At 63.5% G+C, this 23,558-nt stretch carries 25 protein-coding genes; 14 read left to right on the top strand and 11 right to left on the bottom strand.

The features are described from left to right. Positions 1 to 66 precede the first annotated feature (66 nt). Together FHR70_RS16130 and FHR70_RS16125 are read left to right on the top strand one after the other, a co-directional pair. Entirely contained in the window at positions 67 to 873 is an 807-nt protein-coding gene (locus tag FHR70_RS16130; RefSeq protein WP_183451986.1) for a hypothetical protein, read from the top strand. After that, positions 866 to 2,020, top strand: coding sequence for a thermonuclease family protein (locus FHR70_RS16125; protein WP_183451984.1), 1,155 nt, complete (start codon positions 866 to 868; stop codon positions 2,018 to 2,020). Before FHR70_RS16130 ends, FHR70_RS16125 begins: the two co-directional genes overlap by 8 nt. Positions 2,021 to 2,070: 50 nt before the next feature. Here FHR70_RS16125 and minE read toward each other — a convergent pair whose 3' ends face one another. The 3 genes from minE to minC are packed head-to-tail and all read right to left on the bottom strand — an operon-like array spanning position 2,071 to position 3,832. Continuing rightward, entirely contained in the window at positions 2,071 to 2,334 is a 264-nt protein-coding gene (gene minE, locus FHR70_RS16120) for a cell division topological specificity factor MinE (protein WP_183451982.1), read from the bottom strand. Next, a complete protein-coding gene (gene minD, locus FHR70_RS16115; RefSeq protein WP_183451980.1) occupies positions 2,331 to 3,146 on the bottom strand; it encodes a septum site-determining protein MinD in 816 nt (271 codons plus the stop codon). The genes minE and minD overlap by 4 nt, the downstream gene beginning before the upstream one ends. A gap of 17 nt (positions 3,147 to 3,163) precedes the next feature. Then, complete coding sequence (minC, locus tag FHR70_RS16110) at positions 3,164 to 3,832, bottom strand: septum site-determining protein MinC (RefSeq protein WP_210277662.1); 669 nt, start codon at positions 3,830 to 3,832, stop codon at positions 3,164 to 3,166. 527 nt (positions 3,833 to 4,359) lie between these two features. On the opposite strand from minC, the gene FHR70_RS16105 reads away from it, so the two are divergent. Beyond that, positions 4,360 to 5,436, top strand: a complete 1,077-nt coding sequence (locus tag FHR70_RS16105; protein WP_183451976.1) for a TAXI family TRAP transporter solute-binding subunit — start codon at positions 4,360 to 4,362, stop codon at positions 5,434 to 5,436. Positions 5,437 to 5,505: 69 nt separating this feature from the next. Further along, the gene (locus FHR70_RS16100) at positions 5,506 to 7,032 is read left to right on the top strand and encodes a coiled-coil domain-containing protein (RefSeq protein WP_183451974.1); all 1,527 of its coding nucleotides are present in this window, start codon (positions 5,506 to 5,508) and stop codon (positions 7,030 to 7,032) included. Between the two features lie 18 nt (positions 7,033 to 7,050). Here the strand turns inward: FHR70_RS16100 and FHR70_RS16095 are convergent, their stop codons facing one another. Further along, entirely contained in the window at positions 7,051 to 7,308 is a 258-nt protein-coding gene (locus tag FHR70_RS16095) for a hypothetical protein (protein WP_183451972.1), read from the bottom strand. A gap of 182 nt (positions 7,309 to 7,490) precedes the next feature. Between FHR70_RS16095 and FHR70_RS16090 the strand changes: the two genes are divergently transcribed. The 4 genes from FHR70_RS16090 (at position 7,491) to FHR70_RS16075 (ending at position 10,090) form a co-directional block, all read left to right on the top strand. Further along, on the top strand, positions 7,491 to 8,081 hold the full coding sequence (locus FHR70_RS16090) for a helix-turn-helix domain-containing protein (RefSeq protein WP_183451970.1): 591 nt from the start codon (positions 7,491 to 7,493) through the stop codon (positions 8,079 to 8,081). Positions 8,082 to 8,099: 18 nt separating this feature from the next. Then, positions 8,100 to 8,639, top strand: coding sequence for a GNAT family N-acetyltransferase (locus FHR70_RS16085; protein WP_183451968.1), 540 nt, complete (start codon positions 8,100 to 8,102; stop codon positions 8,637 to 8,639). Between the two features lie 103 nt (positions 8,640 to 8,742). Then, the gene (locus FHR70_RS16080) at positions 8,743 to 9,510 is read left to right on the top strand and encodes a sulfite exporter TauE/SafE family protein (RefSeq protein WP_183451966.1); all 768 of its coding nucleotides are present in this window, start codon (positions 8,743 to 8,745) and stop codon (positions 9,508 to 9,510) included. A gap of 127 nt (positions 9,511 to 9,637) precedes the next feature. After that, entirely contained in the window at positions 9,638 to 10,090 is a 453-nt protein-coding gene (locus FHR70_RS16075; RefSeq protein WP_183451964.1) for a hypothetical protein, read from the top strand. A 64-nt stretch (positions 10,091 to 10,154) separates the two neighbouring features. Here FHR70_RS16075 and FHR70_RS16070 read toward each other — a convergent pair whose 3' ends face one another. Next, entirely contained in the window at positions 10,155 to 11,186 is a 1,032-nt protein-coding gene (locus tag FHR70_RS16070) for a cysteine synthase A (RefSeq protein WP_183451962.1), read from the bottom strand. Between the two features lie 206 nt (positions 11,187 to 11,392). Between FHR70_RS16070 and FHR70_RS16065 the strand changes: the two genes are divergently transcribed. Next, entirely contained in the window at positions 11,393 to 12,628 is a 1,236-nt protein-coding gene (locus FHR70_RS16065) for a YeeE/YedE family protein (RefSeq protein ID WP_183451960.1), read from the top strand. A gap of 68 nt (positions 12,629 to 12,696) precedes the next feature. Here FHR70_RS16065 and FHR70_RS16060 read toward each other — a convergent pair whose 3' ends face one another. Next, on the bottom strand, positions 12,697 to 13,338 hold the full coding sequence (locus FHR70_RS16060) for a DsbA family oxidoreductase (protein WP_210277661.1): 642 nt from the start codon (positions 13,336 to 13,338) through the stop codon (positions 12,697 to 12,699). A 46-nt stretch (positions 13,339 to 13,384) separates the two neighbouring features. Further along, entirely contained in the window at positions 13,385 to 14,305 is a 921-nt protein-coding gene (locus tag FHR70_RS16055; protein WP_183451958.1) for a hydrogen peroxide-inducible genes activator, read from the bottom strand. Positions 14,306 to 14,396: 91 nt separating this feature from the next. On the opposite strand from FHR70_RS16055, the gene FHR70_RS16050 reads away from it, so the two are divergent. Continuing rightward, entirely contained in the window at positions 14,397 to 15,863 is a 1,467-nt protein-coding gene (locus FHR70_RS16050; RefSeq protein WP_183451955.1) for a catalase, read from the top strand. A 196-nt stretch (positions 15,864 to 16,059) separates the two neighbouring features. Here the strand turns inward: FHR70_RS16050 and FHR70_RS16045 are convergent, their stop codons facing one another. Continuing rightward, positions 16,060 to 16,710: an MBL fold metallo-hydrolase gene (locus tag FHR70_RS16045; protein WP_183451953.1), complete on the bottom strand. Its 651-nt coding sequence runs from the start codon at positions 16,708 to 16,710 to the stop codon at positions 16,060 to 16,062. Positions 16,711 to 16,853: 143 nt separating this feature from the next. Here FHR70_RS16045 and FHR70_RS16040 point away from each other — a divergent pair, with 143 nt between their 5' ends. Both FHR70_RS16040 and fghA read left to right on the top strand, forming a co-directional pair. Next, complete coding sequence (locus FHR70_RS16040) at positions 16,854 to 17,966, top strand: S-(hydroxymethyl)glutathione dehydrogenase/class III alcohol dehydrogenase (RefSeq protein ID WP_183451951.1); 1,113 nt, start codon at positions 16,854 to 16,856, stop codon at positions 17,964 to 17,966. 14 nt (positions 17,967 to 17,980) lie between these two features. Continuing rightward, positions 17,981 to 18,826, top strand: a complete 846-nt coding sequence (gene fghA, locus FHR70_RS16035; protein ID WP_246408226.1) for an S-formylglutathione hydrolase — start codon at positions 17,981 to 17,983, stop codon at positions 18,824 to 18,826. A gap of 5 nt (positions 18,827 to 18,831) precedes the next feature. On the opposite strand, the gene FHR70_RS16030 is transcribed toward fghA, so the two are convergent. After that, positions 18,832 to 19,407 (bottom strand): NUDIX domain-containing protein, encoded by a 576-nt coding sequence (locus FHR70_RS16030; protein ID WP_183451947.1) that lies wholly within the window; start codon positions 19,405 to 19,407, stop codon positions 18,832 to 18,834. Positions 19,408 to 19,538: 131 nt separating this feature from the next. On the opposite strand from FHR70_RS16030, the gene FHR70_RS16025 reads away from it, so the two are divergent. Further along, on the top strand, positions 19,539 to 20,363 hold the full coding sequence (locus FHR70_RS16025) for an SIR2 family protein (protein WP_183451945.1): 825 nt from the start codon (positions 19,539 to 19,541) through the stop codon (positions 20,361 to 20,363). A gap of 60 nt (positions 20,364 to 20,423) precedes the next feature. After that, positions 20,424 to 21,749 carry an AmpG family muropeptide MFS transporter gene (locus FHR70_RS16020; RefSeq protein ID WP_246408224.1) on the top strand — a complete coding sequence of 442 codons (1,326 nt, stop codon included), beginning with the start codon at positions 20,424 to 20,426 and terminating at the stop codon, positions 21,747 to 21,749. Between the two features lie 125 nt (positions 21,750 to 21,874). Here FHR70_RS16020 and FHR70_RS16015 read toward each other — a convergent pair whose 3' ends face one another. Further along, complete coding sequence (locus FHR70_RS16015) at positions 21,875 to 22,627, bottom strand: SDR family NAD(P)-dependent oxidoreductase (protein WP_183451943.1); 753 nt, start codon at positions 22,625 to 22,627, stop codon at positions 21,875 to 21,877. A 141-nt stretch (positions 22,628 to 22,768) separates the two neighbouring features. Further along, on the bottom strand, positions 22,769 to 23,548 hold the full coding sequence (locus FHR70_RS16010) for an ATP-binding cassette domain-containing protein (protein ID WP_183451941.1): 780 nt from the start codon (positions 23,546 to 23,548) through the stop codon (positions 22,769 to 22,771). Positions 23,549 to 23,558 lie beyond the last annotated feature (10 nt).

The following is a 23,558-nucleotide window of genomic DNA, read 5'->3' as shown; positions in this document are numbered from 1 at the left end:
GAACCGGGATGCCTTTCACCCGCTTTTCCCCAGTCACCTTTTCTGAGAAGAGGCCTTTGGAAACGCATGCAGATCGGCTGGCCGCTCGCAACGAAATCCGCTCTCCTGACCCTGCTGATGATCGCGGGCCCCATGGCCGTTGCGCAGACGGGACGCTCCTGGGTCGACCCTCCCGCCGAGGGCGCGACGACGCCGTCCCAGGCGCCTGATGCTGTCAGGCCGGCTCCTCCCGCGTCTCCGCCGCCACAGGCCGCTTCGCCACCGCCAGCGCCCGCAACACCGCCGGCCCAATCGGCTCAGCCGCAGACGCCCATCGTCCGACCAGAAGCGCCGGCGACCCGCCAGGCGCAGCAGCCCGAAGCCGCTCCACCGGCCGCGACCCCGCCGCCTGCGGCAACCGCTCAGCCGAAGCAGGATCCCGCCGGCGAGAAGCGGGAGGCGCGGGCTGCCACCGCCAAACGCTTCACGGTCGATTATCTGAGTTCATGGTCGGCTCCTAACGACGCCGCTCTCGAATCGACTGCGGCCTTCTATGCGCCGCGTGTGCTCTTTCACGGGCGCGAGGTGTCGATGAAGCGGCTTTTCGATGAGAAGCGCCGCTTCGTGAAGCGCTGGCCGGAACGGGATTACCGTCCGCGCGAGGATGGGATTGGCACCGTGTGCAATCCGGCAGGCGAGATCTGCACGGTCCATGCGGTGTTCGACTACACGGCGTCTCATCCCCGGCGCCGGCGGGTTTCGCAGGGTACGGGCGCCCTGCAGCTCGTTGTCCACTTCATCGGCGACAGGCCCGTCATCGTCGCAGAACACAGCACGCTGCTCGGTCAGGAGCGCAAGCGAAATCTTGCCCTGGAGGGTGCATCACATGAATGACGAAACCACCACTCTCGGTCCGTCTACGGATCCCCGCCGCAACTGGAACCGGATGCGAGAAGAAATGCGCGATACCATCCGCGCGGAACTCGACAAGATCAATCCGACCGACGATGCAAGACGTGCACTCGAACTGATCATCGAATCCTCTGTGCGTCCCTCGGAGGTTGATGGCGAACTGAAGCTCACCATCATCGACCAGGACGGCAAGCCCCGCACGGTCGACCGGAATGAGCAGCAGAGGGAGTTCACGCTTCAGGATCTCCTGGAAGAATTGCGCGGCCGGTATGGAGTGCTGTTCAGGTCGGTAAAGTCGGACGCAACCCCCGGCCTGCCGTCGGGTCAACATCCCGAAAAGCGTGAGAAGCCGCAGCGGGACTGGCTCAAGCTGGAAGCTGAAGCGCAGCCGCCCGAGGTTGAAGCGTCGCCGTCATCGGCGGAACCTGCTCCCCTTCAAAACCCTCCGGTTGGGACGCCGCGCATTCACGAATGGTCCCGCGACCGGTTCAGCAGCCTGAGGAGCTCTCTGGCGCCAACGCTCGGCTCGAAAAATGAACCTGCAGACCAAGCTGCTCCTGTAGCAGCCGAACATGAGCGGGCCGTGTTCGGTGGAATACGGACAGGCTCCTGGGCTCGCCCAGGCGTCGCCGTGGGGGTCGTTGCGCTCCTGGCACTCCTCGGTGTCGGCGCCTTCCTGTTTCAGGGCGACGATGCACCCGCTCCTCAAGCCAGCGCGGCAGCGCCGGCTGCGGCCAGCACTGAAACAGCCAGTACTCTCCAGGATCCTGAACCGTCGACGACGGGTTCGACAGCGTCGTCCGCATCGCTTCGCGGCGTTCCGGACGTGATCGACACGGCCACCCTGTCCCTGCAGGGCGAAGTGGTGCGTCTGTTCGGCGTCGAATGGGCTCCGGGCGGCGGCAAGCCGGAGGACCTGACCCGCTATCTCAACGGCCGCGAGGTCGCCTGCGAGCCGGCCGGTTCAAACGATGTCTACCGGTGCCAGGTCGGCAATCAGGATCTGTCGCGCGTCGTGCTGTTCAATGGCGGCGGACGGCCTACCGACGATGCGACACCGGAACTCAAGGCCGCGGCCGACAAGGCCCGCGAGGCCAAGATCGGCGTCTGGGGCAAGCAGCAGCCATGAAAAAGCGGCCCCGGTCATGCGGGGCCGCTTATCCTTCATGGCACGGCATCTCAGGCGCGCGCTGGAACCGGAGCAGGGATCTCGATCTCGATCTCAAGGGTCGAGATGTCGGAGTCGCGGTTCATCTTCACCTGAACGTTGTCCTGCTCCACCATCACGTGGCGGCGGACGACGGCCAGGATCTCCTCCCGCAGTTGGGCGACGAGGTCGGGCTTGCCCCCGACGATGCCGCGCTCATGCGCCAGCAGGATCTGCAGGCGCTCGCGCGCGACGGGCGCGGATGTGCGCCGGTTGAAGAAACTCAAAAGGCTCATGCAGCCCTCCGTCCGAACAATTTGCCGAACAGCCCCTTCTTATCGGTCGGGATCGTGAGTTCGACGGTTTCGCCCTTGAGCCGGCGCGCGGCATCGAAATAGGCACGACCCGGCGCGCTCGCAGGATTGTTGAGGGTGACAGGCGAGCCCATGTTCGAAGCCTTCAGCACCTCTTCGCTCTCGGGGATGATGCCGATCAGCGGGATGGAGAGGATCTCCAGCACGTCGTCCACTTTCAGCATCTCGCCGCGCTCGGCGCGCGCGGGGTCGTAGCGGGTGAGCAGCAGGTGCTTCTCGATGCGGTCGCCCTTCTCGGCCTTCTCGGTCTTGGAATCGAGGAGGCCGATGATGCGGTCGGAGTCGCGAACCGAGGACACTTCCGGGTTCGTCACGACCACGGCAACATCCGCGTGGCGCATGGCCATCGTGGCGCCGCGCTCGATTCCCGCCGGGCTGTCGCAGATGATCCAGTCGAACTTTTCGCGCAGCTCGTTGAGCACCTTGGCCACGCCCTCTTCCGTCAGCGCGTCCTTGTCGCGCGTCTGAGAAGCGGGAAGCAGCGACAGGTTCTCCAGCCGCTTGTCGCGGATGAGCGCCTGATTGAGCTTCGCATCGCCCTGCACCACGTTGATGAGATCGAACACCACGCGGCGCTCGGCGCCCATCACGAGATCCAGATTGCGCAGGCCGACGTCGAAGTCGATGACGACGACCTTGTCGCCGCCATGCGCCAGCGCCGCGCCCAGAGCTGCCGAAGACGTTGTCTTGCCAACGCCACCCTTGCCGGAAGTTACGACCAAGACTTTGGCCATTGTCGTCTCTCTTTCTCTCAATCCATTGTTTTCAGGATGATGGAATCGCCATCCAGGTTCACTTGCACGGGCTGACCGAGGAATTTGCCCCCCAGATCGTCAGCGGTCTTGTAGAGCCCATCGATCGCAATCAGTTCGGCTTCGAACTTGCGGCAGAAGATGCGGGCCTTAGCATTGCCGGTGCATCCGGCAATCGCCCGGCCGCGCAGGGAGCCGTAAACATGGATCGAACCGCCCGCGACGATCTCGGAACCCGAGGCGACGGAGCCCAGAACCGTCACGTCGCCCTCGGGATGCAGGATCGACTGGCCCGAGCGCACCGAGCCCTCGATGAGAAGCGACTTTTCCGGCACGGGCGCATCGGCGAAGGGCGAGCCTGCTGCGGCGACGGCGGCGTTCGCCGCATCCGGCACGTCGATGTCGCCTGCGGGCTTACCGCCGCTGATCTGCGGCGGCATGTCGGCATCGACGTTCTCGGGCGCGGCGCCCTCGAGCCCGATGACGCGGATGTTGCGCATCTTGAAGGCCGCCAGCAGAAACTTCAGCTCGGACTTCGACGGCTTCAGGGACGATACGTCGGCAATGATGGGACGCCCGGTGAAAAATCCGGGGGAGCGCTCGGAGACGGCATCGAGATCCTCGAGCCAGTCCCTCAGCGGCACTTCCGGCGCGAGGACCAGGGCCATGAAGGACCTGCCGCGGAAGCGAAGAGACGGACGATTTCGAACGGCAATGGTCACGGGAGTTCAGATTCCTTTAATGCCCTATGATTTCGACCGTTTATGGTTAACGGACGGTTAAAGGAGGCACCGGGCGCTCATAAAATTCTTAATGTCGCGGCCGATCCGGTGAGAAGGCCCTGTTGCCCGAACGAGGGTGAGCGATAAGAAATTCAGCTTTCACAAGGAATATAAAGATAAAACCTATCACTTTCTGATTATTCTCTATCCCTTCATGAGTACTGATCTGGACGCAAAGCACGATTGACCATGCGTTTCACAAGCATACGATGGCCGTTCTTTCGTTTCGTTTTTTCACTGTTGCAATTTCATCTTACTCATAAACGCTGAAGAACGACACGATCGGATCGACAAGCAGCCATAAGGCTCCTCCGGGGAGGACAAGAATGTCGGGTCGGGTTTCGGTTTTCACTTCCATATCCCGTTGTTTCGGATCATCCATTGCTCAAACGGCCGCCGTCGCGGCCTTTCTCGTGTCCGGTCTGACCGTCGCATCGGCTCAGACTGCGCCGGCCTTCAACCCGTCCCGTGCGAATGCAGGCACGCTCGGTGTCATCTCCGGCGGTGCGGACGGCACCTACATCCGCATCGCGGCGGATCTCGCCAATGTGCTTGATGGCGAGGATCTGCGCGTGCTGCCGATGATCGGCCGCGGCTCGCTGCAGAACCTTCGCGACATCATGTTCCTGCGCGGTGTCGACATCGGCATCGTGCAGATGGATGCCCGCGAACAGCTCAAAGCCGAGAAGCTTCAGGACAGCGCAGTCCGGCGCCTGCGGTTCATCACCCGCCTCTACAATGAGGAGGTCCATATCATCGCCAGCCGGCAGATCACGGATATCCGGCAGCTCGATGGCCAGAAGGTCAATATCGACAAGGCCGGCAGCGGCACCAACCTGACCTCGCGCCTGATCTTCGAGAAGCTTGGGATCAAGCCCGAGGTCACGACGTTTGATCAGGCATCCTCCTATGCGAAGCTCAAGTCCGGCGAGATCCAGGCCGCCGTCTATGTGGCCGGACGGCCGGTGCGCGCCATTGCGGAGTTCCAGACCGAGGGACGCTTCCATCTTCTGCCGATACCGTTCGAGGGCGAGATTGCCGAGAGCTACTTCCCGGCGCGGTTTGCAAATGCCGACTATCCCCAGCTTGTCGATGCGGAGAAGCCTGTTGAGACCCTGGCCGTCGGCAGCCTGCTCGCCGTGTTCAACTGGCCTGAGAATTCCGACCGCTACAACCGCGTAAAGCGCTTCGTGGACGCGTTCTTCTCCCGGTTCGACGAGTTCCTGCAGCCCGGCCGGCATCCGAAATGGAAGGAGGTCAATCTTGCGGCCGACGTGCCCGGTTGGGAGCGCGTCAAGCCGGCGCAGGATTGGCTGGATCGCGCGACCGCCGCTCGCACGTCCTCACCCCAGGTTCAGAGCTTCGAGTTCTTCATGAACAACCGGGGGCTCAACGTCTCGCCCCAGGAACGTGAAGCTCTGTTCCGGGAGTTCTTGGCCTGGCAGGGCGACCGGGAGAAGGCTCTCCGGAAGGTGAACCGGCAGGACTGACGCGCCACGCAGGACCCAAAGCCGAAGGCTGCTCCTCAAGCCTTCGGCGATAACAACAGGAGGTCCGACATGATTGGGTACACCGCATCTGGATCAAGACATTTCATCGCTGAATTGCTGACCACGACATTCCTTGGCCTCACGCTTCTCGGTCCTGCATTCGCTCAGGGTTCTCCCCGCATCGACCCCGCTGCGGGGGCGGTGGGCAGTCCCCTCGGCAGCGCCCTCACCCAGAAGGATCTTCAGAATCTGCTTCCGCTGCTGCTGACCTCGGCGGATCGGCGTCAGCTTGCGGCCGATCTCGAAGCCTCAATTCGCAAGGGTGATGTGAAAGCGGCGGAGACAAGCCTCAACAAAGCGATCGAGGTCGGCACTCTTGCCATCGTGCTCTCCGACCACCTGAACAATCCGGACCTGCTCAAGGCGTTGCAGGATCTCAACGTTCAAGCCCCGGCCCAGCCGTCATTCCTGACGCGATCCCCTGCGGCGGACCAGCCGGGAGCCTGCACCGCAATCGCAGACACCAGCGCCGCCAATCTGGCCGAACTCCAAGACGCTCTCGAGCGGGAGCGATCTTACGGCGGCATGACCTCACAGACTTTGGCAGCCCTGATGCAGGAGCACAAAGCCCTTGTGGCTCGCGTGGAGTCGGATACCGCCTCTCAGAACGTCAGGTCGGTCGAAATGCAGCAGGCCCTGCAACAGGAGCAGGAGCGTAGCGAAACGCTGAAGCAGGAGCTGCAAAGGCTCCAGGAGGAGTATCGCACCCTTCAGGCTGCGAAGGAGCAAGCGCCCACCCCGGCGGACATCGCCGCATCGGAGGAGCGCCTCCGGCAGGAACGCGAGCGGATCGATCGGACCGAGCGCCAGCTCGCCGGCGCTCAGAAGGATCTGCGCGAGTTGCAGGTTCTCAAGGAAGAGATCTTGGCGTCGGCGGCCTCCAGGACGGCCGAGCTGGAGCAGGCTCTGGCGCGTGCTCAAACTCGAGGCGATGTGCTGACGCAGGAACTGGCTGCAGCCAGCGATGAACTGCAAGCTTTCAAAGAGCCCCGGCAGCCGGGTCCGGCTCCTGTGATGTTCCGGCTCGCCGCAACCGGTGCGGAGCCCCCACTGGGCTCGCCTCAGCCCGAGGCCGTTCCGGCTCCCGCGGCCCAAGCGGGTCCACAGCCACCCCAAACTGCGCCGGCCGAGCAGGACGTCACGCCCGCCCTGCCCGTCAAAGCTTACGCTCCGGTGGTCGTCGCGGCCTTGCCGGACAGCATCCAGCCGCTGCCTCTCATGAATGGGCCGTCGCTCAGAAGCGAAACCCCGGCAGCCCCTGAAGCTGCGAAACCCGACGATCGTCTCGTCGCCCGCGCTGAGGAACTGTTGCGCAAGGGCGATGTGAGCGGCGCGCGTCTCCTTCTTGAGCGCGCGCTCGCGAGCGGCCATGCCCGAGCGGCCTTCCTGCTGGCAGAAAGCTTCGATCCCAACATGCTCTCAAAGATCGGGGCATTGGGTATGAAGGGTGACGCAGCCAAAGCACGGGAGTTCTACACGCAGGCGAAGACCTTAGGCATGGCTCAGGCTCGGGAACGGTTGGAAGCTTTGCGATAGCTGAGAAAGTGAGGGGCTTTAGAACGGCACCCACTCGCCGCCCTCGGTGAGCGAATCCACGGCTCGCTCAAGGGCGGTGCCGGCATCAAGCAGTTGCTGCGCCGTCTGCTGGATCTGCAAGGGCGGGCCCGGCAGGCCGGCCACATGCTCCGTCAGGTCCCTGACCCGCTCGATCAGGTCGATGAGCTCGGCCGCGAGCGCAGCCCTCTCCTCTGCCTCCGCGGCAGCGGACCGGCCCGGCTTCAGACGGGGGGCGAGAGGGATCACGTTCGACATGGGTTGAAAATCTTCTTTTGTTCTGCCCAGGGCAATGGACTGCCCCTGCGTGATCCACAGCAAACCGCAGCCATACGGCCAGCCAAGCTGGCTGGCGAGCCCTTTTTTCCTGAACCGTCGATCTTCCGGAAGCTTCTGACCTTCGCCTTGACTCCATTATTTTGGAAATGCATTCTAGTTTAATGGATAGCCCCCTAGATATCGGCACCCACCTTGCCGCTCGTCTTCGCGACCTTCGGGTTCGAGCGGGGTTGACGCTGGACGGCTTGGCCGAGCGCACCGGCGTCAGCCGCTCGATGATTTCCCTGATTGAGCGCGGCGAAAGCAGCCCGACGGCGGCCGTTCTCGACAAGCTCGCGGCAGGGCTCGGCGTAACCCTGGCCTCCCTGTTCGCCGCGCAGGAAAGCGCAGCCGCCTCTCCCCTGTCGCGACGCGAGGATCAGCGCGTGTGGCGCGACCCGGAGAGCGGCTACACCCGGCGCAACCTGTCCGCTCCGGGCTTCCCCTCTCTCGTCGAACTGGTGGAAGTGGTGCTCCCGGCCGGTGCACGGGTGGCCTACGATACGGGATCCCGGGCAGCGACCGTTCATCAGCAGATCTGGATCATCGAGGGCTCTATCATGCTCGCGCTGGGCGAGGATACCTTCCGTCTCGGCACCGGCGACTGCCTCTCCATGCGCCTCGACCGGCCAACTGTTTTTAGCAATCCGACCGAAAATCCTGCCCGCTACGTCGTGGCGTTGGCCACCGATCCGCGCGCCGGTCTCAGCTGAACCCATGAGAGCCTCCCAATGATAGAATCCGTTACCACCCGCCCACTCAGCCCGCAGGAAGCCCGCGAGCAGATCGGCGCCCTGTCGGCCGTGCTGATCGACTGCGTCGAAGGCGGCGCCTCCGTCAGCTTCATGTCACCTCTGACGCAGGAGAGAGCCGATGCCTTCTGGCAGGGTGTGGCTGAGGCTGTCGCGGCCGGGGAGCGGATCCTGCTCGTCGCCCAGGATCCGTCCAGCGGCATGATCGTCGGCACTGTTCAGGTGATCCTCAAGCAGCCTGAGAACCAGCCTCACCGGGCCGACATCGCCAAGATGCTCGTTCACAGCCGGGCCCGGCGGCAGGGTGTCGGCGCGGCGCTTATGCGGGCGGCCGAAGAGGCAGCCGCGAAGGCGGGCAAGACCGTGCTCGTGCTCGACACGGTGACCGGTGGGGATGCGGAGCGCCTGTATGAGCGGGTCGGCTGGGTGAAGTCGGGAATCATCCCGAACTATGCCCTCTGGCCCAAGGGCGGGTTCTGCGACACGACCGTGTTCTACAAGCAGATTTCGGCCGTCTGACCAAGGTTCGGCGACGGCCATGATTGCGCTCGCCGGGCGTCCGGCCTATGGCTGACATCTCGAACCATCCTACCCTGCCGAATTCACCACCAGACTGATCATCATGGAATTGTCCACTGCGGCGCTCTTGGCCGCCTCGGGCCTTGCGGCCGGCCTCGTCAACGCCATTGCGGGCGGCGGCACCTTCTTCACCTTCTCGGCCCTCGTTGCCGCCGGTCTTCCGCCGGTCGTGGCCAATGCCACCAGCGCCGTGGCCGTCACGCCGGCGAACCTGGCGAGCGCATGGGCCTACCGCCGGGAACTCGCGGCCAATGCCCGGCGCTTCGCGGCGCTCGGGATCGTCAGCCTCATCGGCGGCCTGGGCGGCGCCTATATCCTCACCGTCACCAACAACGATGCCTTCCGGCAGCTCGTGCCGTGGCTGCTGCTGTTCGCGACCCTGCTCTTTGCCGCGAGCCCGAAGATCGTCGCGTTGGCGCGTGCCATCGGCAAGCATGAAGGCCATCATCCCTCCACCAGGGCCTGGGCTGCCGGTCTCGCGTTCCAGACGGGCGTCGCCATTTATGGCGGCTTCTTCGGCGCAGGCATGGGCATCGTCATGCTGGCCGCGCTCGCCATCACCGAGGGCGACGACTTCCATCTGATCAATTCGGCCAAGCATCTCTGTTCCACGCTGATCCAGCTCGTCGCCGTCGTGCTGTTCGTCGTTGCGGGTCTCGTGAGCTGGCCGGAGACGATCATCGTGGGCGCAGCCTCCGTGATCGGCGGCTATCTCGGCGTGGTCTTCGGCCGCCGTCTGCCGGCGAGCATCATCCGCTGGCTCGTGATTGCGGTCGGTGCCGCACTGACACTGTATTTCTTTATCCGCTGAATTCGATAACCATATTCGAAAGAGTGCGATCTCAAGCGGCTTTTTGCCGGCTGCTGCCCGATTCACGCCACAACCATGCTCCTTCCTGCACGTCTCGATTCTGAGTTGTCGCAAAAAGGAAATGACCGTGGCCGAATCCCCAAACATGTCAGGACTCGACGGAACGCAATCGGTGAGCGCCCTCGGCCTGCGGTGGGCTGCCTTGCGCGGCATGCTGAACTCGCCGCTGATCATGGTCGAGGAACAGCGGCCGTTGCGGGATGAGCTGCTGCGCGAATTGTCCACCATCGAGCAGGATTTCAGCGATCTGCCGTCGCGCAACACGATGGAGGTCTCGGCGAAGCTCGATATCGCGAAGTCGGCTCTGCGCGAGCGCATCCAGAATGGAGAAACCTGGCTGGTCGATCTGATCGACAGCATCCAGGCCGATCTGCATTCGCTTCATGCCAAGGCGCCAACAGCGGCAACCCCTTCGACGAGCCGCTCCCCCGCCAATCTGAGCCGCCCTCAGCAGCAGCGCTCCGACGAGACGGCCAACGTATCTTCGACTCCTGAGACGGCGACGTCGTCCGCAGCCTGATGAAGACACGCCGCGCCTGACCCTCAGGCGCGGCGCATGAATTCGGGCACGCAACGTTGCTGCGCTACACCAGCCCAGGATCGATCGTGCTCTTCGTCTCGAGCCATGCGGGAACGGGCAGATTTTTCGCGCGCAGAAATTCCGGATTGAAGAGCTTCGATTGGTAGCGCGTGCCATAGTCGCAGAGCACGGTGACGATGGTATGCCCGGGTCCAAGCTGCTTCGCGAGTCGGATCGCACCCGCAACATTGATGCCTGACGATCCGCCGAGGCAGAGCCCCTCGTGCTCCAAGAGATCGAAGATGATCGGCAGCGCCTCCTCGTCTGGGATCTGGAACGCGACATCGATGGGGGCGCCTTCGAGATTGGCGGTGATGCGGCCCTGGCCAATCCCTTCCGTAATCGACGTGCCGGTCGCCTTGAGTTCGCCCGTCTGAACCAAGCTGGCGATAGCGGAACCCATGGGGTCCGCGAGCGCAATCGTGATCTTCGAGTTGCGCTCCTTCAGCGCCATGCCGACGCCGGCGAGCGTACCGCCGGTGCCGACCGCGCTGACGAAGCCATCGACTCTGCCGTCGGTCTGCGCCCAGATCTCCGGTCCTGTCGTTTCGATATGCGCCTGCCGGTTCGCCACGTTGTCGAACTGATTGGCCCAGATCGCGCCGTTAGGCTCTTCTTTCGCTAGGCGCTCCGCCAGGCGTCCTGAAACCTTCACGTAGTTGTTGGGATTGGCGTACGGCACCGCCGGCACCTCGATCAGCTCGGCGCCGGCAAGCCGCAGCATGTCCTTCTTCTCCTGGCTCTGGGTTTCCGGAATCACGATCACGGTCCTGAAGCCCATCGCATTGGCGACGAGGGCCAGGCCGATGCCGGTATTGCCCGCAGTGCCCTCGACAATGACTCCACCGGGGCGGAGCGCGCCGCGCCGGACCGCATCCTGGATGATGAAGAGGGCCGCCCGGTCCTTCACCGACTGACCGGGGTTCATGAACTCGGCCTTGCCGAGGATCGTGCAGCCGGTGAGTTCCGAAGCGCGACGGAGCTTGATGAGAGGCGTGTTGCCGATGGCGGCGGGAACGTCGGGCTGGATCGTCATCAGGTCATACCTCGTAACAGGACAGGAAGGCTCTTAGCCCTTCGTGAAAGACTGCGCGATAAAAGCCCAGCCCTATAATGACAACTTAATTATGTGATTACTGATCAAATTACACCTCTTGACGTTCTTTATACCGAACGCCATGTTGATTGCGCAAGGCGCATGAGGCACCTGCACCCCCACCCCACGCAGCTTTAGGAACCATCATGTCCAGCTCTGCAGTGGCATCGCCTCTTTCCGCAGGAAACCGCGCGAGCCTGACCATCAACGCTCCGGCGACCTTTGCGGCTGCAGCCGGAATCATCGGCGGCGCAGCCCTGCTCGGCGCCGTGATCAATCCCCGACAGGCGGCGCTTTATGTGCTCGGCGCGGCGCTCGGCCTCGTGCTTTATCATGCCGCTTTCGGCTTCACCTCGGCCTGGCGCGTCTTCATCGCGGACCGGCGTGGCGAAGGCCTGCGCGCCCAGATGGTGATGCTGGCCATCGCGTCCGTGCTGTTCTTTCCCGCTCTCGCGGCGGGCACCCTGTTCGGTCAGCCGGTCGCCGGCAACGTGTCGCCGGCCGGCATCGGCGTGGTCTTCGGCGCCTTCATCTTCGGCATCGGCATGCAGCTCGGCGGCGGCTGCGCCTCCGGCACGCTCTATACGGTGGGCGGCGGCTCCACCCGCATGCTGATCACGCTTGCGGCCTTCATCGCGGGTTCCGCCATCGGCGCCGCGCACCTGCACTGGTGGGTCGCGCTGCCGAGCCTGCCCGCCATCTCGCTCGTCAAGACCTGGGGTCCCTGGACGGCGCTTGCCTTCCAGCTCGCCGTCTTCGCGCTCATCGCGGCCGTCACGGTGGTGTTCGAGAAGCGCCGCCACGGCCGTCTCATCACCGCCGACCCATCGCCGCGTCAGGGCCTCGCCCGCTTCCTGCGCGGTCCCTGGCCCATCGTGGCGGGCGCGGTGGCGCTCGCTCTCCTGAATTTCGTGACGCTCTATCTCGCCGGCCGTCCCTGGGGCGTGACATCGGCCTTCGCCCTGTGGGGCTCGAAGATTGCCGCCGCCATCGGCTTCGATGTGGCGAGCTGGCCCTACTGGTCGTCGCCGGCCCGTCAGGCAGAGCTCACCGGCAGCATCTTCAACGACATCACGACAGTGATGGATTTCGGCATCATCCTTGGTGCCCTGCTGGCCGCATCGCTTGCCGGACGCTTCGCACCGGCCTGGAAGGTTCCCCTGCGCTCGGCCGTGGCGGCCGTGGCTGGCGGCCTGCTCCTCGGCTACGGCGCACGCCTTGCCTATGGCTGCAACATCGGGGCCTATTTCTCCGGCATCGCCTCCGGCAGTCTGCACGGCTGGGTCTGGCTTGTGGCGGCCTTCGCCGGAAATGTCCTCGGCACCCGCGTACGTCCGCTCTTCGGCCTTGAGGTGGAGCGCGTGAAGCTCACCGGCTGCTGAACGACTCACCAGCATTGAAAGAGGTCTTCCGGTCCATCCTGGGAGGCCTCTTCGTTTTCGGACAGGTTTCAGCTCGCAGCGTCCGCCGCGCCTCTGGCTTGCGCGATGACGCTCATCACCGTCTCATAAGGCTGAGCCCCAGAGACGAGATAAGCCTGCGCACCCGCAGTGACGATCAGGGCGGGAACGCCGGAAATGCCGACCTGCCGCGCCAGCTGTTCATCCTCCAGCACCCGCTCCGCATAACGCCCGCTGTCCAGGGCTTGGCGTAATCCATCCTCGTCGAGACCGACGGAGCGCCCGATATCGATCAGAACCTCCACATCGGCAAGGTCGCGTCCTTCCTCGAAGAAGGCCTTGAACAGGCTATGGTTCATCGCATCGAGCAAACCCACCTCGCGAGCGTATTCGGCGGCCTCGTGGGCCTTGCGACTGCGGGGCTGAACCGGCGGCAGCTTCATCAGGTCGAGACCGCGCTCCTCGGCCATCGGATAGACCGACTGTTTCCAGACCCGATGCAGATATTCCGCATTCGGATCGAGGGTCGGCTCCGGCTCGGGGCGCAGCTCGAAGGAACGCCAGTCGATCTCGATCGTCTCGCCGAGATCGGCCTTGATCCTCTCCAGAACCGGCCGTTCGAGATAACAGAAGGGGCAGACGTAATCGCTCCAGACCAGGATCCGGACAGGATTGTCATTTTGCATCGGCATGCTCCCTTCCTGGACCTAACCGGTTATCAGCTTGCGTGATAACGCATCAGAATTTCGCAGGTTTTGCCGTGTCTGCCTCATCATACTTGAGAGACTTGATCAGTTCGCCAAGCGCCATGAAGTCGCCCTTTCGCGAGGAGCTGCGGCGCCAGGCCAATCCGACGATGCGCATGGGAGGCTCTTCGGGAAACGCGATGAGCGCCACCCGCTTGCGGTCGACTTCCGTCTCGGCGCAGAGCTCGGGCAGCAAGGTGATGCCGTGGCCGGCCGCCACCATCTGCATGATCGTCGTGAGCGAGGCGGCACCGAGCGCCCGGCGGGCCTGCATGTTGGCGATCTGGCAGAACTGAAGCGCCTGATCGCGCAGGCAATGCCCCTCCTCCAGCAGCAGGAGCCGCTCCTGCCCGATGCGGGTGCGCAGATCGCCCGCTACCCAGTCCGCAGCCGCTTGGCTCTGCACGGCGATCAGGAACCGGTCTTCGAAGAGCGGCATGGTTTCGAGCTGCGGCTGCTGCACCGGCAGCGCGACCATCACGGCATCCAGCTCCCCTCGGATCAGCTCCTCCACCAGGGCGTTCGTCTGCGTCTCGCGGATCTGGAGGTCGAGATGCGGATAATGCTGTGTGACCGCGGTCAGGATGTCCGGCAGCAGGTAAGGCGCAATCGAGGGAATGATCCCGAGACGAAGGGACCCGGTGAGAACCCCATGGTGCTGGCGCGCATAATCGGACAACTCGCGCACTTGGCTGAGAATGGCTTTGGCCCGCGCCGCGATCTCCTGCCCGGCCGGGGTCACCGCGATGGCATTGCCCCGGCGCTCGACAAGCTCGACGCCAAGTTCCCGCTCCAGCTCCTTGATCTGCATGGACAAGGCCGGCTGGGTGACGGCGCATTGATCGGCCGCCATGCCGAAATGCTTCGTCCGAGCCAATGTTTCAAAGTAACGGAGCTGTCGGAGAGTGACCATGTGATAAGAATATCTGATCGCCCTTTGTAATCAATACAATTGGACCTGATCACCCCAACGCGGCATGGTCGCGCCGCTTAAAGGGACGACCATGACGAAAACAACCACAATGACCACCACGGCCGGGGCGCCGATTGCCGACAACCAGAACAGCATGTCGGCCGGTTCGCGCGGCCCGCTGCTGCTGCAGGATTATCAGCTCATTGAGAAGCTCGCGCACCAGAACCGGGAGCGCATTCCGGAGCGCGTGGTGCACGCCAAGGGTTCGGCGGCCTACGGCACACTGACCATCACCAACGACATTACGCACTATTCCAAGGCGAAAGTCTTTTCTGAGATCGGCAAGCAGACGGAAGTCTTTTTGCGCTTCTCCACCGTCGCCGGCGAGCGGGGCGCGGCCGATGCCGAGCGCGACGTGCGCGGTTTCGCCCTGAAGGTCTACACGGAAGAAGGCAACTGGGACATCGTCGGCAACAACACGCCGGTGTTCTTCGTCCGCGACCCGGTCAAATTCCCCGACTTCATCCGCACGCAGAAGCGCCATCCGGCCACGAACCTGCGTTCCACCACCGCCATGTGGGATTTCTGGTCGCTGAGCCCCGAGACCCTGCACCAGGTGACGATCCTGTTCTCGGATCGCGGCCTGCCGCAAGGCTATCGCTTCATGCACGGCTTCGGCTCGCACACCTACTCGTTCATCAACGAGGCGGGTGAGCGCTTCTGGGTGAAGTTCCACTTCAAGTCCATGCAGGGCATCAAGACCTGGACGAACCGCGAGGCCGAGGCCGTGGTGGCCAAGGACCGCGAGAGCGCCCAGCGCGACCTCTACGAGGCCATCGAAGGCGGCGAGTTCCCGCGCTGGAAGTTCTGCGTCCAGATCATGCCGGAGACGGATGCGGAGAAAACCTCCTACAATCCGTTCGACGTCACCAAGGTATGGCCGCATGCGGAATACCCGCTGATCGAGGTCGGCATCCTCGAGCTCAACCGCAATGCGCAGCACTACTTCGCGGAAGTGGAGCAGTCCTCGTTCTCGCCTTCCAACATCGTGCCCGGCATCGGCTTCTCGCCGGACAAGATGCTGCAGGGCCGCATCTTCGCCTATGCGGATGCGCACCGCTATCGCGTCGGCACCCATTACGAGGCGCTGCCCGTCAACCGTCCGCGCTGCCCGGTCCATCACTACCATGCGGATGGCGGCATGCTGTTCGACATCCCCAACCGTGGCGCCGCCTATTACGAGCCGAACTCCTTCAACGGTCCGGTTCAGACGCAGCGCGCCGCCGAGCCGCCACTTAAAATCTCGGGCGACGCCGACCGCTACGACCACCGCGCCGGCAATGACGACTACAAGCAGCCGGGCGACCTGTTCCGCCTCATGACGCCGGACGAGCAGAGCCGGCTCATGGACAACATCGCGGAAGCCATGCAGGGCGTGCCGCAGGAGATCGTGAAGCGCCAGATCGTGCACTTCTATCTCGCCGACAAGGCCTACGGCCTCGGCGTGGCGGACCGCATGGGCCTCAAGGGCGCCGTGATGATCCAGGCTGCGGAATAAGCAAGAAGCCGTAGGGGCAAAAGAGAGCGGCCCGGGAGCGATCCCGGGCCGTTTTTCACTTTAGAGGCACAAAACACAGCCTCATCCTGAGGAGCGTAGCGTCTCGAAGGACGAGGCGTCTCCAGTGCTCTCTGGATCCTCCTTCGAGACGCAGACTACGTCTGCTCCTCAGGATGAGGACAGAGGGTGTTATAAGTTAAAGCAACCCCTCGCCCTGCAGGAACGGATTGCTCTGCCGCTCCTGGCCGATGGTGCTCATGGGACCGTGGCCGCAGATGAAGGCGATATCGTCGCCGAGCGGGAGGAGCTTGTCCTTGATCGAGCGGATCAGCGCCTTGCCGTCACCGCCGGGAAGGTCGACGCGGCCCACGGAGCCCTGGAACAGCACGTCACCGACAAGAGCAAAGCGCTGATCCTTCGACACGAGCACGACGCTGCCCGGCGAGTGGCCAGGGCAATGGAGCACGTCTAGCGTCAGATCCCCGACCGTGACCGTGTCGCCCTCGTTCAACCAGCGGTCCGGCGTGACGGGGCGAGCTTCAAAGCCATAGTTCCGCCCCTGCTCCGCGAGCCTGTCGAGCAGAAAACGATCCGCCTCGTGCGGCCCCTCCACCGGAATGCCAAGCTCCTCCCGCAACTCAGCGGCGCCACCGGCGTGATCGATATGGCCATGGGTGAGGATGATCTTCTCGACGGTGACGCCGCTTTGCCTGATTGCCTCGCGGATGCGGTCGAGATCGCCGCCGGGATCGACAACGGCCGCCTTCTTGGTCTTCTCGCACCACAAAAGCGTGCAGTTCTGCTGGAATGGCGTCACGGGGATAATGGCGGCGCGAACGTCTGGCACGGGCTAATCCTTTATTTGTCGAAGAGACACATATGACCAGCTGGCGCATCTGGAAAGCCTCGGACATCCAAGCCGCTTCGCTTGACGTTGTGCTGCCACGGTTCACATAGTCCCCTCATCGAATCACAAGCGAGGACACGAGCATGGAAACCAGGGCCGCCGTGGCGTGGGAGGCTGGCAAGCCGCTCACCATCGAGACCATCCGCATCGAGGGGCCCAAGGCCGGCGAGGTGCTCGTGGAGGTGATGGCCACCGGCGTGTGCCACACGGATGCCTATACGCTGTCCGGCCTCGATTCCGAGGGCAAGTTCCCGGCAATCCTGGGACACGAGGGTGCAGGCATCGTGCGCGAGGTCGGCCCCGGCGTCACGACCTTGAAGCCCGGCGATCACGTAATCCCGCTCTACACGCCGGAATGCCGCAACTGCAAATCCTGCCTGTCGCGCCGCACCAATCTCTGCACGGCGATCCGCTCGACCCAAGGCCAAGGGCTGATGCCGGACGGCACCTCGCGCTTCCGCTGCGACGGCGAGACGGTGTTCCACTACATGGGTTGCTCGACATTTGCGAACTTCACCGTGCTGCCGGAGATCGCGCTCGCCAAGGTGCGCGAGGACGCGCCTTTCGACAAGATCTGCTACATCGGCTGCGGCGTCACCACGGGCATCGGTGCGGTAATCTACACGGCGAAGGTGTGGCCCGGCGCCAACGTGGTGGTGTTCGGCCTCGGCGGCATCGGGCTCAACGTGATTCAGGGCGCGCGGATGGTGGGCGCCGACAAGATCATCGGCGTCGACATCAATCCGGCCAAAGTCGAGATGGCGAAGAAGTTCGGCATGACCGACTTCATCAACCCGAAGGAGATCGGCAACGACAAGGTGGTGCAGGCCATCGTCGACCTCACGGGCGGCGGCGCGGACTTCTCGTTCGACGCCACCGGCAACACGGATGTAATGCGCCAGGCGCTCGAATGCTGTCACCGCGGCTGGGGCGAGAGCATCATCATCGGCGTTGCGGAGGCCGGCCGAGAAATCGCCACTCGTCCATTCCAGCTCGTCACCGGGCGCGTCTGGAAGGGCACGGCCTTCGGCGGAGCGCGCGGGCGCACGGACGTGCCCAAGATCGTGGACTGGTACATGGAGGGCAAGATCAACATCGACGACCTGATCACCCACAAAATGCCGTTGGACGAGATCAACACCGCCTTCGACCTCATGCACGAGGGCAAGTCGATCCGCTCGGTGATCGTGTACTGATCGGGAGAGGGATGTTGAGCTTCGAGACCGTCTCGCAATCGCGCTGCTTTGGCGGCACGCAATTCGTCTACCGCCATGCTTCGCGGGAAACCGGCACGCCCATGCGGCTGGCGGTGTTCGTGCCGCCGCAGGCGAAGGACGCGAAGGTGCCGGTTGTGTGGTTCCTCTCCGGCCTCACCTGCACGGAGGAGAACTTCACCGTGAAGGCGGGCGCGCAGCGGGTCGCCTCGGAGCTCGGCCTGATGCTGATCGCGCCCGATACCAGCCCGCGCGGCGAGGCTGTGCCGGACGACCCAGAGGGCGCTTACGATTTCGGCCTCGGCGCGGGGTTCTACGTGGATGCCATGCAGGAGCCCTGGACGCGAAACTACCGCATGCGCTCCTACATCGAGAAGGAGCTGCCGGATCTCGTCGGCGAGAACCTGCCGGCCGACATGAGCCGGCAGGGCATCACCGGCCATTCCATGGGCGGACACGGGGCGCTGACCATCGCGTTGCGCAACCCCGAGCGCTTCAAGGCGGTCTCGGCCTTCGCACCCATTGCGTCGCCGATGAACTGCCCCTGGGGCGAGAAGGCCCTGTCGAATTACATCGGTCCCGACCGCTCGGCCTGGCGCAACTACGATGCCTGCGCTCTGATCGAGAGCGGCGCCCGCCTGCCCGACATCCTGGTCGACCAGGGCACCGCCGACAGCTTTCTCGAACACCAGCTCAAGCCGCAACTGCTGGAGGAGGCCTGCGCCAAGGCTGGCCAGCCCCTGACCCTGCGGATGCAGGACAGCTACGATCATTCCTATTTCTTCATCGCGTCCTTTATCGAGGACCATCTGCGCTGGCACGCGCAGCGCCTCGGTGTGTAGAGCTCTCAGGTCTTCCCAAACAGCTCCGGATGCCGGAGCTGGAGGGCTTGGATCAGGACCAGGGTTTTCATGTCGGCGATGGCACCCTGCTCGATCATACCCATCAGTTCGCCGATCCCGATCTCCAGCACCTCGATCTCCTCGTGCTCGTCCGCAAGCCCGCCGCCCTCACCCACCCGGTCAGCGCTCGTGTAGGGGGCTAGGAACAGGTGCAGGCGTTCCGTGGTGATGCCGGGGGTCGACCATGCGGTGACGACCCGTTCCAGATCACGGAGACGAAGGCCTGCCTCCTCCATGGCCTCGCGCTTGGCGCAAGCCTCCGGCTCGTCCTCATCGAGGAGCCCGGCCACGGTCTCCAGGAGATCGTGATGCCCCTCCACATGCATGACAGGCGCGCGGAACTGGCGGATCAGGATGACGTTTCGCGCCTCCGGATCATAGGGCAGCACGGCCGCCGCATCGGCGCTGTTCAGGATCTCCCGTGCCATGGTGCGGCCGTCCGGCATCTCGACCGTCAGCTTGAGAAGCTTGCGCCAGCCCTCATAGAGAGTTTCGACCTGCTTGATCTTATAGCCTGCCACGTCCTGCTCTTTCGTGCTCGATGCCAATCAACCTATGACAACACACGAAACGCTCAAGTTGTCCCTTATCTCCTGATGAAGCTTAAGAGCAGCTTCGTGCGTTAAGGCAGGACACACCTAGGGAGAGTGGGGTGCTTGAGGATCTGGTTTCCGCCATCAGGACAAAGCAGGCGATCCTGTTCGCTGGCGCCGGCGTTTCCATGACCGTGGGCCTGCCCTCCTGGAGCACCCTGATCGAGCACATCGCGGACGAGCTCAAGATCGACCTCTCCGACTTCAAGGGCACGGACCTCAACCACCTGACGCTGGCGGAATATTACCGGCTCAAGCAGGGCAGCATCGGTCCCCTGCGCAGCTGGATGGATCGAAACTGGACCATTCCCGAGGATACCCTGAAAAAGTCCCGGGTTCACGAACTGATCTGCAAGCTCGACTTTCCCATTCTCTACACCACGAATTTCGACCGGAACCTGGAAACCTCCTATGACCTTCACGGAAAGGATTACGTGAAGATCGTCAATGCCAAGGATATCGCCCGGGTCCGCGAGGGCGTGCCGCAGATCGTGAAATACCATGGCGATTTTGACGATGACGGCTCTATCGTCATCGCAGAGACCGACTATCTGGAGCGGCTGTCCTTCGAGTCGCCCCTCGACATCAAGTTCCGCTCGGATGCGCTGGGCAAGACCATCCTGTTCATCGGCTACAGCATGACGGATCTCAACATCCGCTTCCTGATGCACCGGCTCTGGAAGACCTGGGCCGGGTCGGGCTACGAGCGCGACCGGCCGCAATCCTATGTGTTCATGCTGCGCGCCAACCCGGTCGAGCAGGCCGTTCTGGAGCAATGGGGCCTTCAGGTGCTGATGGAGAAGGACTGCCCGCCGGAAAAGGCGCTTGAGAAATTTCTCGCCAAGCTCAGCAAGGCCGTGGAGCAGGACGAGACGGGGGTCTGATTGGCACCGCCACGGCCATGTGCCAATGTGCTGGCCTTTCCAGAGTGACAAAGTGATTTCATGGCTGCCGAAACCAAACGCCGTCTTTCGCTCCGCGACATCCTGACCGATGGGCGCATCGCGCTCATGCTGCCCTTGGGGTTTTCCTCGGGCCTGCCTTTCCTGCTGGTCTTCAGCACGTTGTCGGCGTGGCTGCGGGAAGCGGGGATCTCACGCACCGAGATCGGCATGCTGAGTTGGGTGGCTCTGGCCTATTCCTTTAAGTTCCTCTGGGCGCCCATTGTTGACCGCTACGATGTGCCGGGTCTTGCAAGCCTTCTCGGGCGGCGGCGCGGCTGGATGGCATTGGCCCAGATCATCACGGCTCTTGGCCTCGTCGGCATCGCCGCCAGCGATCCACAGACGAGCCTCCCCCTCACCATCGCGTCGGCGCTTCTCGTCGCCTTCGCCTCCGCCACGCAGGATGTGGTGGTCGATGGCTGGCGCATCGACGTGGCCTCCACCGAACGGCAGGGCATGATGGCGGCCTCGTACCAGCTCGGCTACCGGCTGGCGCTCATCTGCGCGGGCGCGGGTGCGCTCTACATCGCGGAGTTCGTGAACTGGCGCAGTGCTTACCTCGCCATGGCCGTTCTCATGGGCGTCGGTCTCGTCGGCACGCTCCTGGCCCCGCGTGGCAACGAGAGCGCCGTGCGTGAGCGCCTTCCCTTCACAGCTGCGATCATCGAGCCGCTGGCCGATCTCTTCCGGCGCAAGGGTCTGATCCTCATCCCGATTCTCGCACTCATCGCCTGCTTCCGCCTGCCGGATTTCGTCGCCGGCGTCATGGCGAACCCGCTCTATATCGATCTCGGTTTCTCCAAGACCGACATCGCCAACGTGTCGAAGCTCTATGGGGTGTGGGTCGGCATCATCGGCGCCTTCGCCGGCGGATTGGCGCTCACGCGCCTCGGCCTGTGGTGGACGCTGCTGATCGGCGCCGTCATCGCCGCCGGCTCCAACCTGATGTTCGCCTGGCTGGCGTCAGGGAACGCCACGGTGTTCAACCTGACCCTGACCATCAGCTTCGACAACTTCGCCGCAGGTTTCGCGGGCTCAGCGCTCATCGCCTACATGTCAGGCCTGACATCGCCGGGCTTTGCCGCCACCCAATACGCGCTGTTGAGTTCGCTCTACGCTCTGCCCGGCAAACTCATCGGCGGCGCGTCCGGCGCGGTGGTGGATGCCTATGGCTATCCGCTCCTCTTCACTGCCACTGCCAGCATCGGAATTCCTTTGGTGATCCTGTGCTTCGTGGTGCGGCGGGATACCATGAAGACGGTGTCCGAGAAGGACGAGGTGATCGAGGAGGTGGCGCCTGCCGTTGGAGCTGGCTCAAGAGCATAAGGTCAAGCAGTCATCCCGGGGCTGCGCAGCAGAACCCGGGATCATTTGACAAGATTAGCGCCTTAATCTGATCGCGACCCCAGATCGGCTTACGCAGTCCGGGATGACGCATTATGGGTCTGAGATTAAACCCAGCCGCCGTCCACCAGATAGGTCTGCGCCGACATGGCACTGGAATCGTCGGAGCCGAGGAACAGCGTGAAGTTGGCAATGTCCTGGGGGACGAGCTTGCGCTTCACGCATTGGCGCTTGAGCAGTTCCTGCTCGCCTTCAGGCGTGAGCCAGAGATCGATCTGGCGCTGGGTCATGATCCAGCCGGGGACCAGGCAGTTGACGCGGATGTTCTTCGGCCCAAGCTCCCGCGCCAGTGCACGGGTCAAACCGACAGCTGCTGATTTTGCGGTCTTGTAGGCCGCAAACGAGTCGTCACTCACCATGTAGCTCGTCGAGCCCATGTTGATGATCGAGCCGCCGCCTGCCTTCTCCATGTCCGGCAGCACGGCCTGCGCCGCGAAGAACTGGTGGTCGAGATTGGTGGCGAAGCGCTCACGCCAGTATTCCGGCGTCACCTGATCGATGGTGTGGCGGTCGTCGCGGGCCGCGTTATTGACGAGGATCGTGATCGGCCCGATGGCATCGCTCGCGCGCCGGATAGCCGCCTGGAAGGCTGGAATGTCACGCACGTCGCTGTGCTCGAAATGCACGCGATCACCGAGTTCCTTTGCCAGAGCCTGCCCCGCCTCGGCATTGTAGTCGAGGATGGCGACCTTGCTCCCTTGAGCATGGAAGGACCGCGCGATGCTCTCGCCGATGCCGCTCGCGCCGCCTGTGATGAGAACAGCCTTGCCTTTCAGGGAACCGTAAATCGTCTGGGTCATGAATTGTCTCACATGCTTCAAAAGAAAAATTCGTCATCCCGGCCGGAGCGGAGCGACGATCCGGGATCGCGAGCAGAATGAGGCGCCATACTCGTCATGCGATCCCGGGTTCTGCTTCGCGGCCCCGGGATGACACCACTTTTAGCTGGCGCCCGGCCCCGGTATTGCTCCGGGTGGGCATTTTCCCAAGATGATCATGCCGAGCACTTCATCCTGCGTCACGTCCTGCACGTTGGCCGATCCGACAAGCTTGCCGTTCTTCATCACGCTCACCCGGTCGGCGAGGCCGAACACGTCGTGGATGTCGTGACTGATGAGGAAGATGCCGATGCCCTCCTTCTTCAGCTGGAGCACGAGATCGGCTACCTGCTGCGTCTCGGCGGGGCCAAGCGCTGCGGTGGGCTCGTCCATGATGAGCACGCGGGCGTTGAAGTAGATGGCGCGCGCGATCGCCACCGATTGCCGCTGACCGCCGGAGAGCGCCTTCACGGGCTCCTTGAAGCGGCGGAAATGAGGGTTGAGCCGCGCCATGACCTTGCGGGTCTCGGCCTCCATGGTCGCATCGTCGAGGGTGCCGTAGGGGGTGAGAACCTCGCGGCCGAGGAAGATGTTGCCGGCGGCATCGATGTTGTCGGCGAGCGCGAGCGTCTGATAGATCGTCTCGATGCCATAGCGCTTGGCATCGCGCGGCGTTGCAATGTCGGCGTGTTCGCCATTCACGTAGATCTCGCCCGCATCCGGCTTGTAGGCGCCGGACAGGATCTTGATCAGCGTCGACTTGCCGGCGCCGTTATGGCCGAGCAGGCCCACCACCTCGCCGGGGCGGAGATCGACCGATACGCCGTCCACGGCCTTGATGCCGCCGAAGGCGATGGAGATGTTGCGCATTTCGACGAGAGGCGTCGTTCCGTTCGTTGGCATGTTGCCTCTC

It is taken from the genome of Microvirga lupini, assembly GCF_014191055.1.
Classification (GTDB): Bacteria; Pseudomonadota; Alphaproteobacteria; order Rhizobiales; family Beijerinckiaceae; genus Microvirga; species Microvirga lupini_A.
Note: the sequence above shows the minus strand (reverse complement) of the source record. Positions and strands in the feature narration are given on the sequence as shown.

Coding starts and splice junctions, on each gene's coding strand:
- FHR70_RS16050 (WP_183451955.1), top strand. CDS start 14,397: ATGACGAAAACAACCACAATGACCACCACGGCCGGGGCGCCGATTGCC.
- FHR70_RS16085 (WP_183451968.1), top strand. CDS start 8,100: ATGATAGAATCCGTTACCACCCGCCCACTCAGCCCGCAGGAAGCCCGC.
- FHR70_RS16130 (WP_183451986.1), top strand. CDS start 67: ATGCAGATCGGCTGGCCGCTCGCAACGAAATCCGCTCTCCTGACCCTG.
- minC (WP_210277662.1), bottom strand. CDS start 3,832: ATGGCCCTGGTCCTCGCGCCGGAAGTGCCGCTGAGGGACTGGCTCGAG.
- FHR70_RS16010 (WP_183451941.1), bottom strand. CDS start 23,548: ATGCCAACGAACGGAACGACGCCTCTCGTCGAAATGCGCAACATCTCC.
- FHR70_RS16125 (WP_183451984.1), top strand. CDS start 866: ATGAATGACGAAACCACCACTCTCGGTCCGTCTACGGATCCCCGCCGC.
- FHR70_RS16090 (WP_183451970.1), top strand. CDS start 7,491: ATGGATAGCCCCCTAGATATCGGCACCCACCTTGCCGCTCGTCTTCGC.
- minE (WP_183451982.1), bottom strand. CDS start 2,334: ATGAGCCTTTTGAGTTTCTTCAACCGGCGCACATCCGCGCCCGTCGCG.
- FHR70_RS16080 (WP_183451966.1), top strand. CDS start 8,743: ATGGAATTGTCCACTGCGGCGCTCTTGGCCGCCTCGGGCCTTGCGGCC.
- FHR70_RS16070 (WP_183451962.1), bottom strand. CDS start 11,186: ATGACGATCCAGCCCGACGTTCCCGCCGCCATCGGCAACACGCCTCTC.
- FHR70_RS16060 (WP_210277661.1), bottom strand. CDS start 13,338: ATGCCGATGCAAAATGACAATCCTGTCCGGATCCTGGTCTGGAGCGAT.
- FHR70_RS16095 (WP_183451972.1), bottom strand. CDS start 7,308: ATGTCGAACGTGATCCCTCTCGCCCCCCGTCTGAAGCCGGGCCGGTCC.
- FHR70_RS16040 (WP_183451951.1), top strand. CDS start 16,854: ATGGAAACCAGGGCCGCCGTGGCGTGGGAGGCTGGCAAGCCGCTCACC.
- FHR70_RS16055 (WP_183451958.1), bottom strand. CDS start 14,305: ATGGTCACTCTCCGACAGCTCCGTTACTTTGAAACATTGGCTCGGACG.
- FHR70_RS16020 (WP_246408224.1), top strand. CDS start 20,424: ATGGCTGCCGAAACCAAACGCCGTCTTTCGCTCCGCGACATCCTGACC.
- minD (WP_183451980.1), bottom strand. CDS start 3,146: ATGGCCAAAGTCTTGGTCGTAACTTCCGGCAAGGGTGGCGTTGGCAAG.
- FHR70_RS16065 (WP_183451960.1), top strand. CDS start 11,393: ATGTCCAGCTCTGCAGTGGCATCGCCTCTTTCCGCAGGAAACCGCGCG.
- FHR70_RS16100 (WP_183451974.1), top strand. CDS start 5,506: ATGATTGGGTACACCGCATCTGGATCAAGACATTTCATCGCTGAATTG.
- FHR70_RS16015 (WP_183451943.1), bottom strand. CDS start 22,627: ATGACCCAGACGATTTACGGTTCCCTGAAAGGCAAGGCTGTTCTCATC.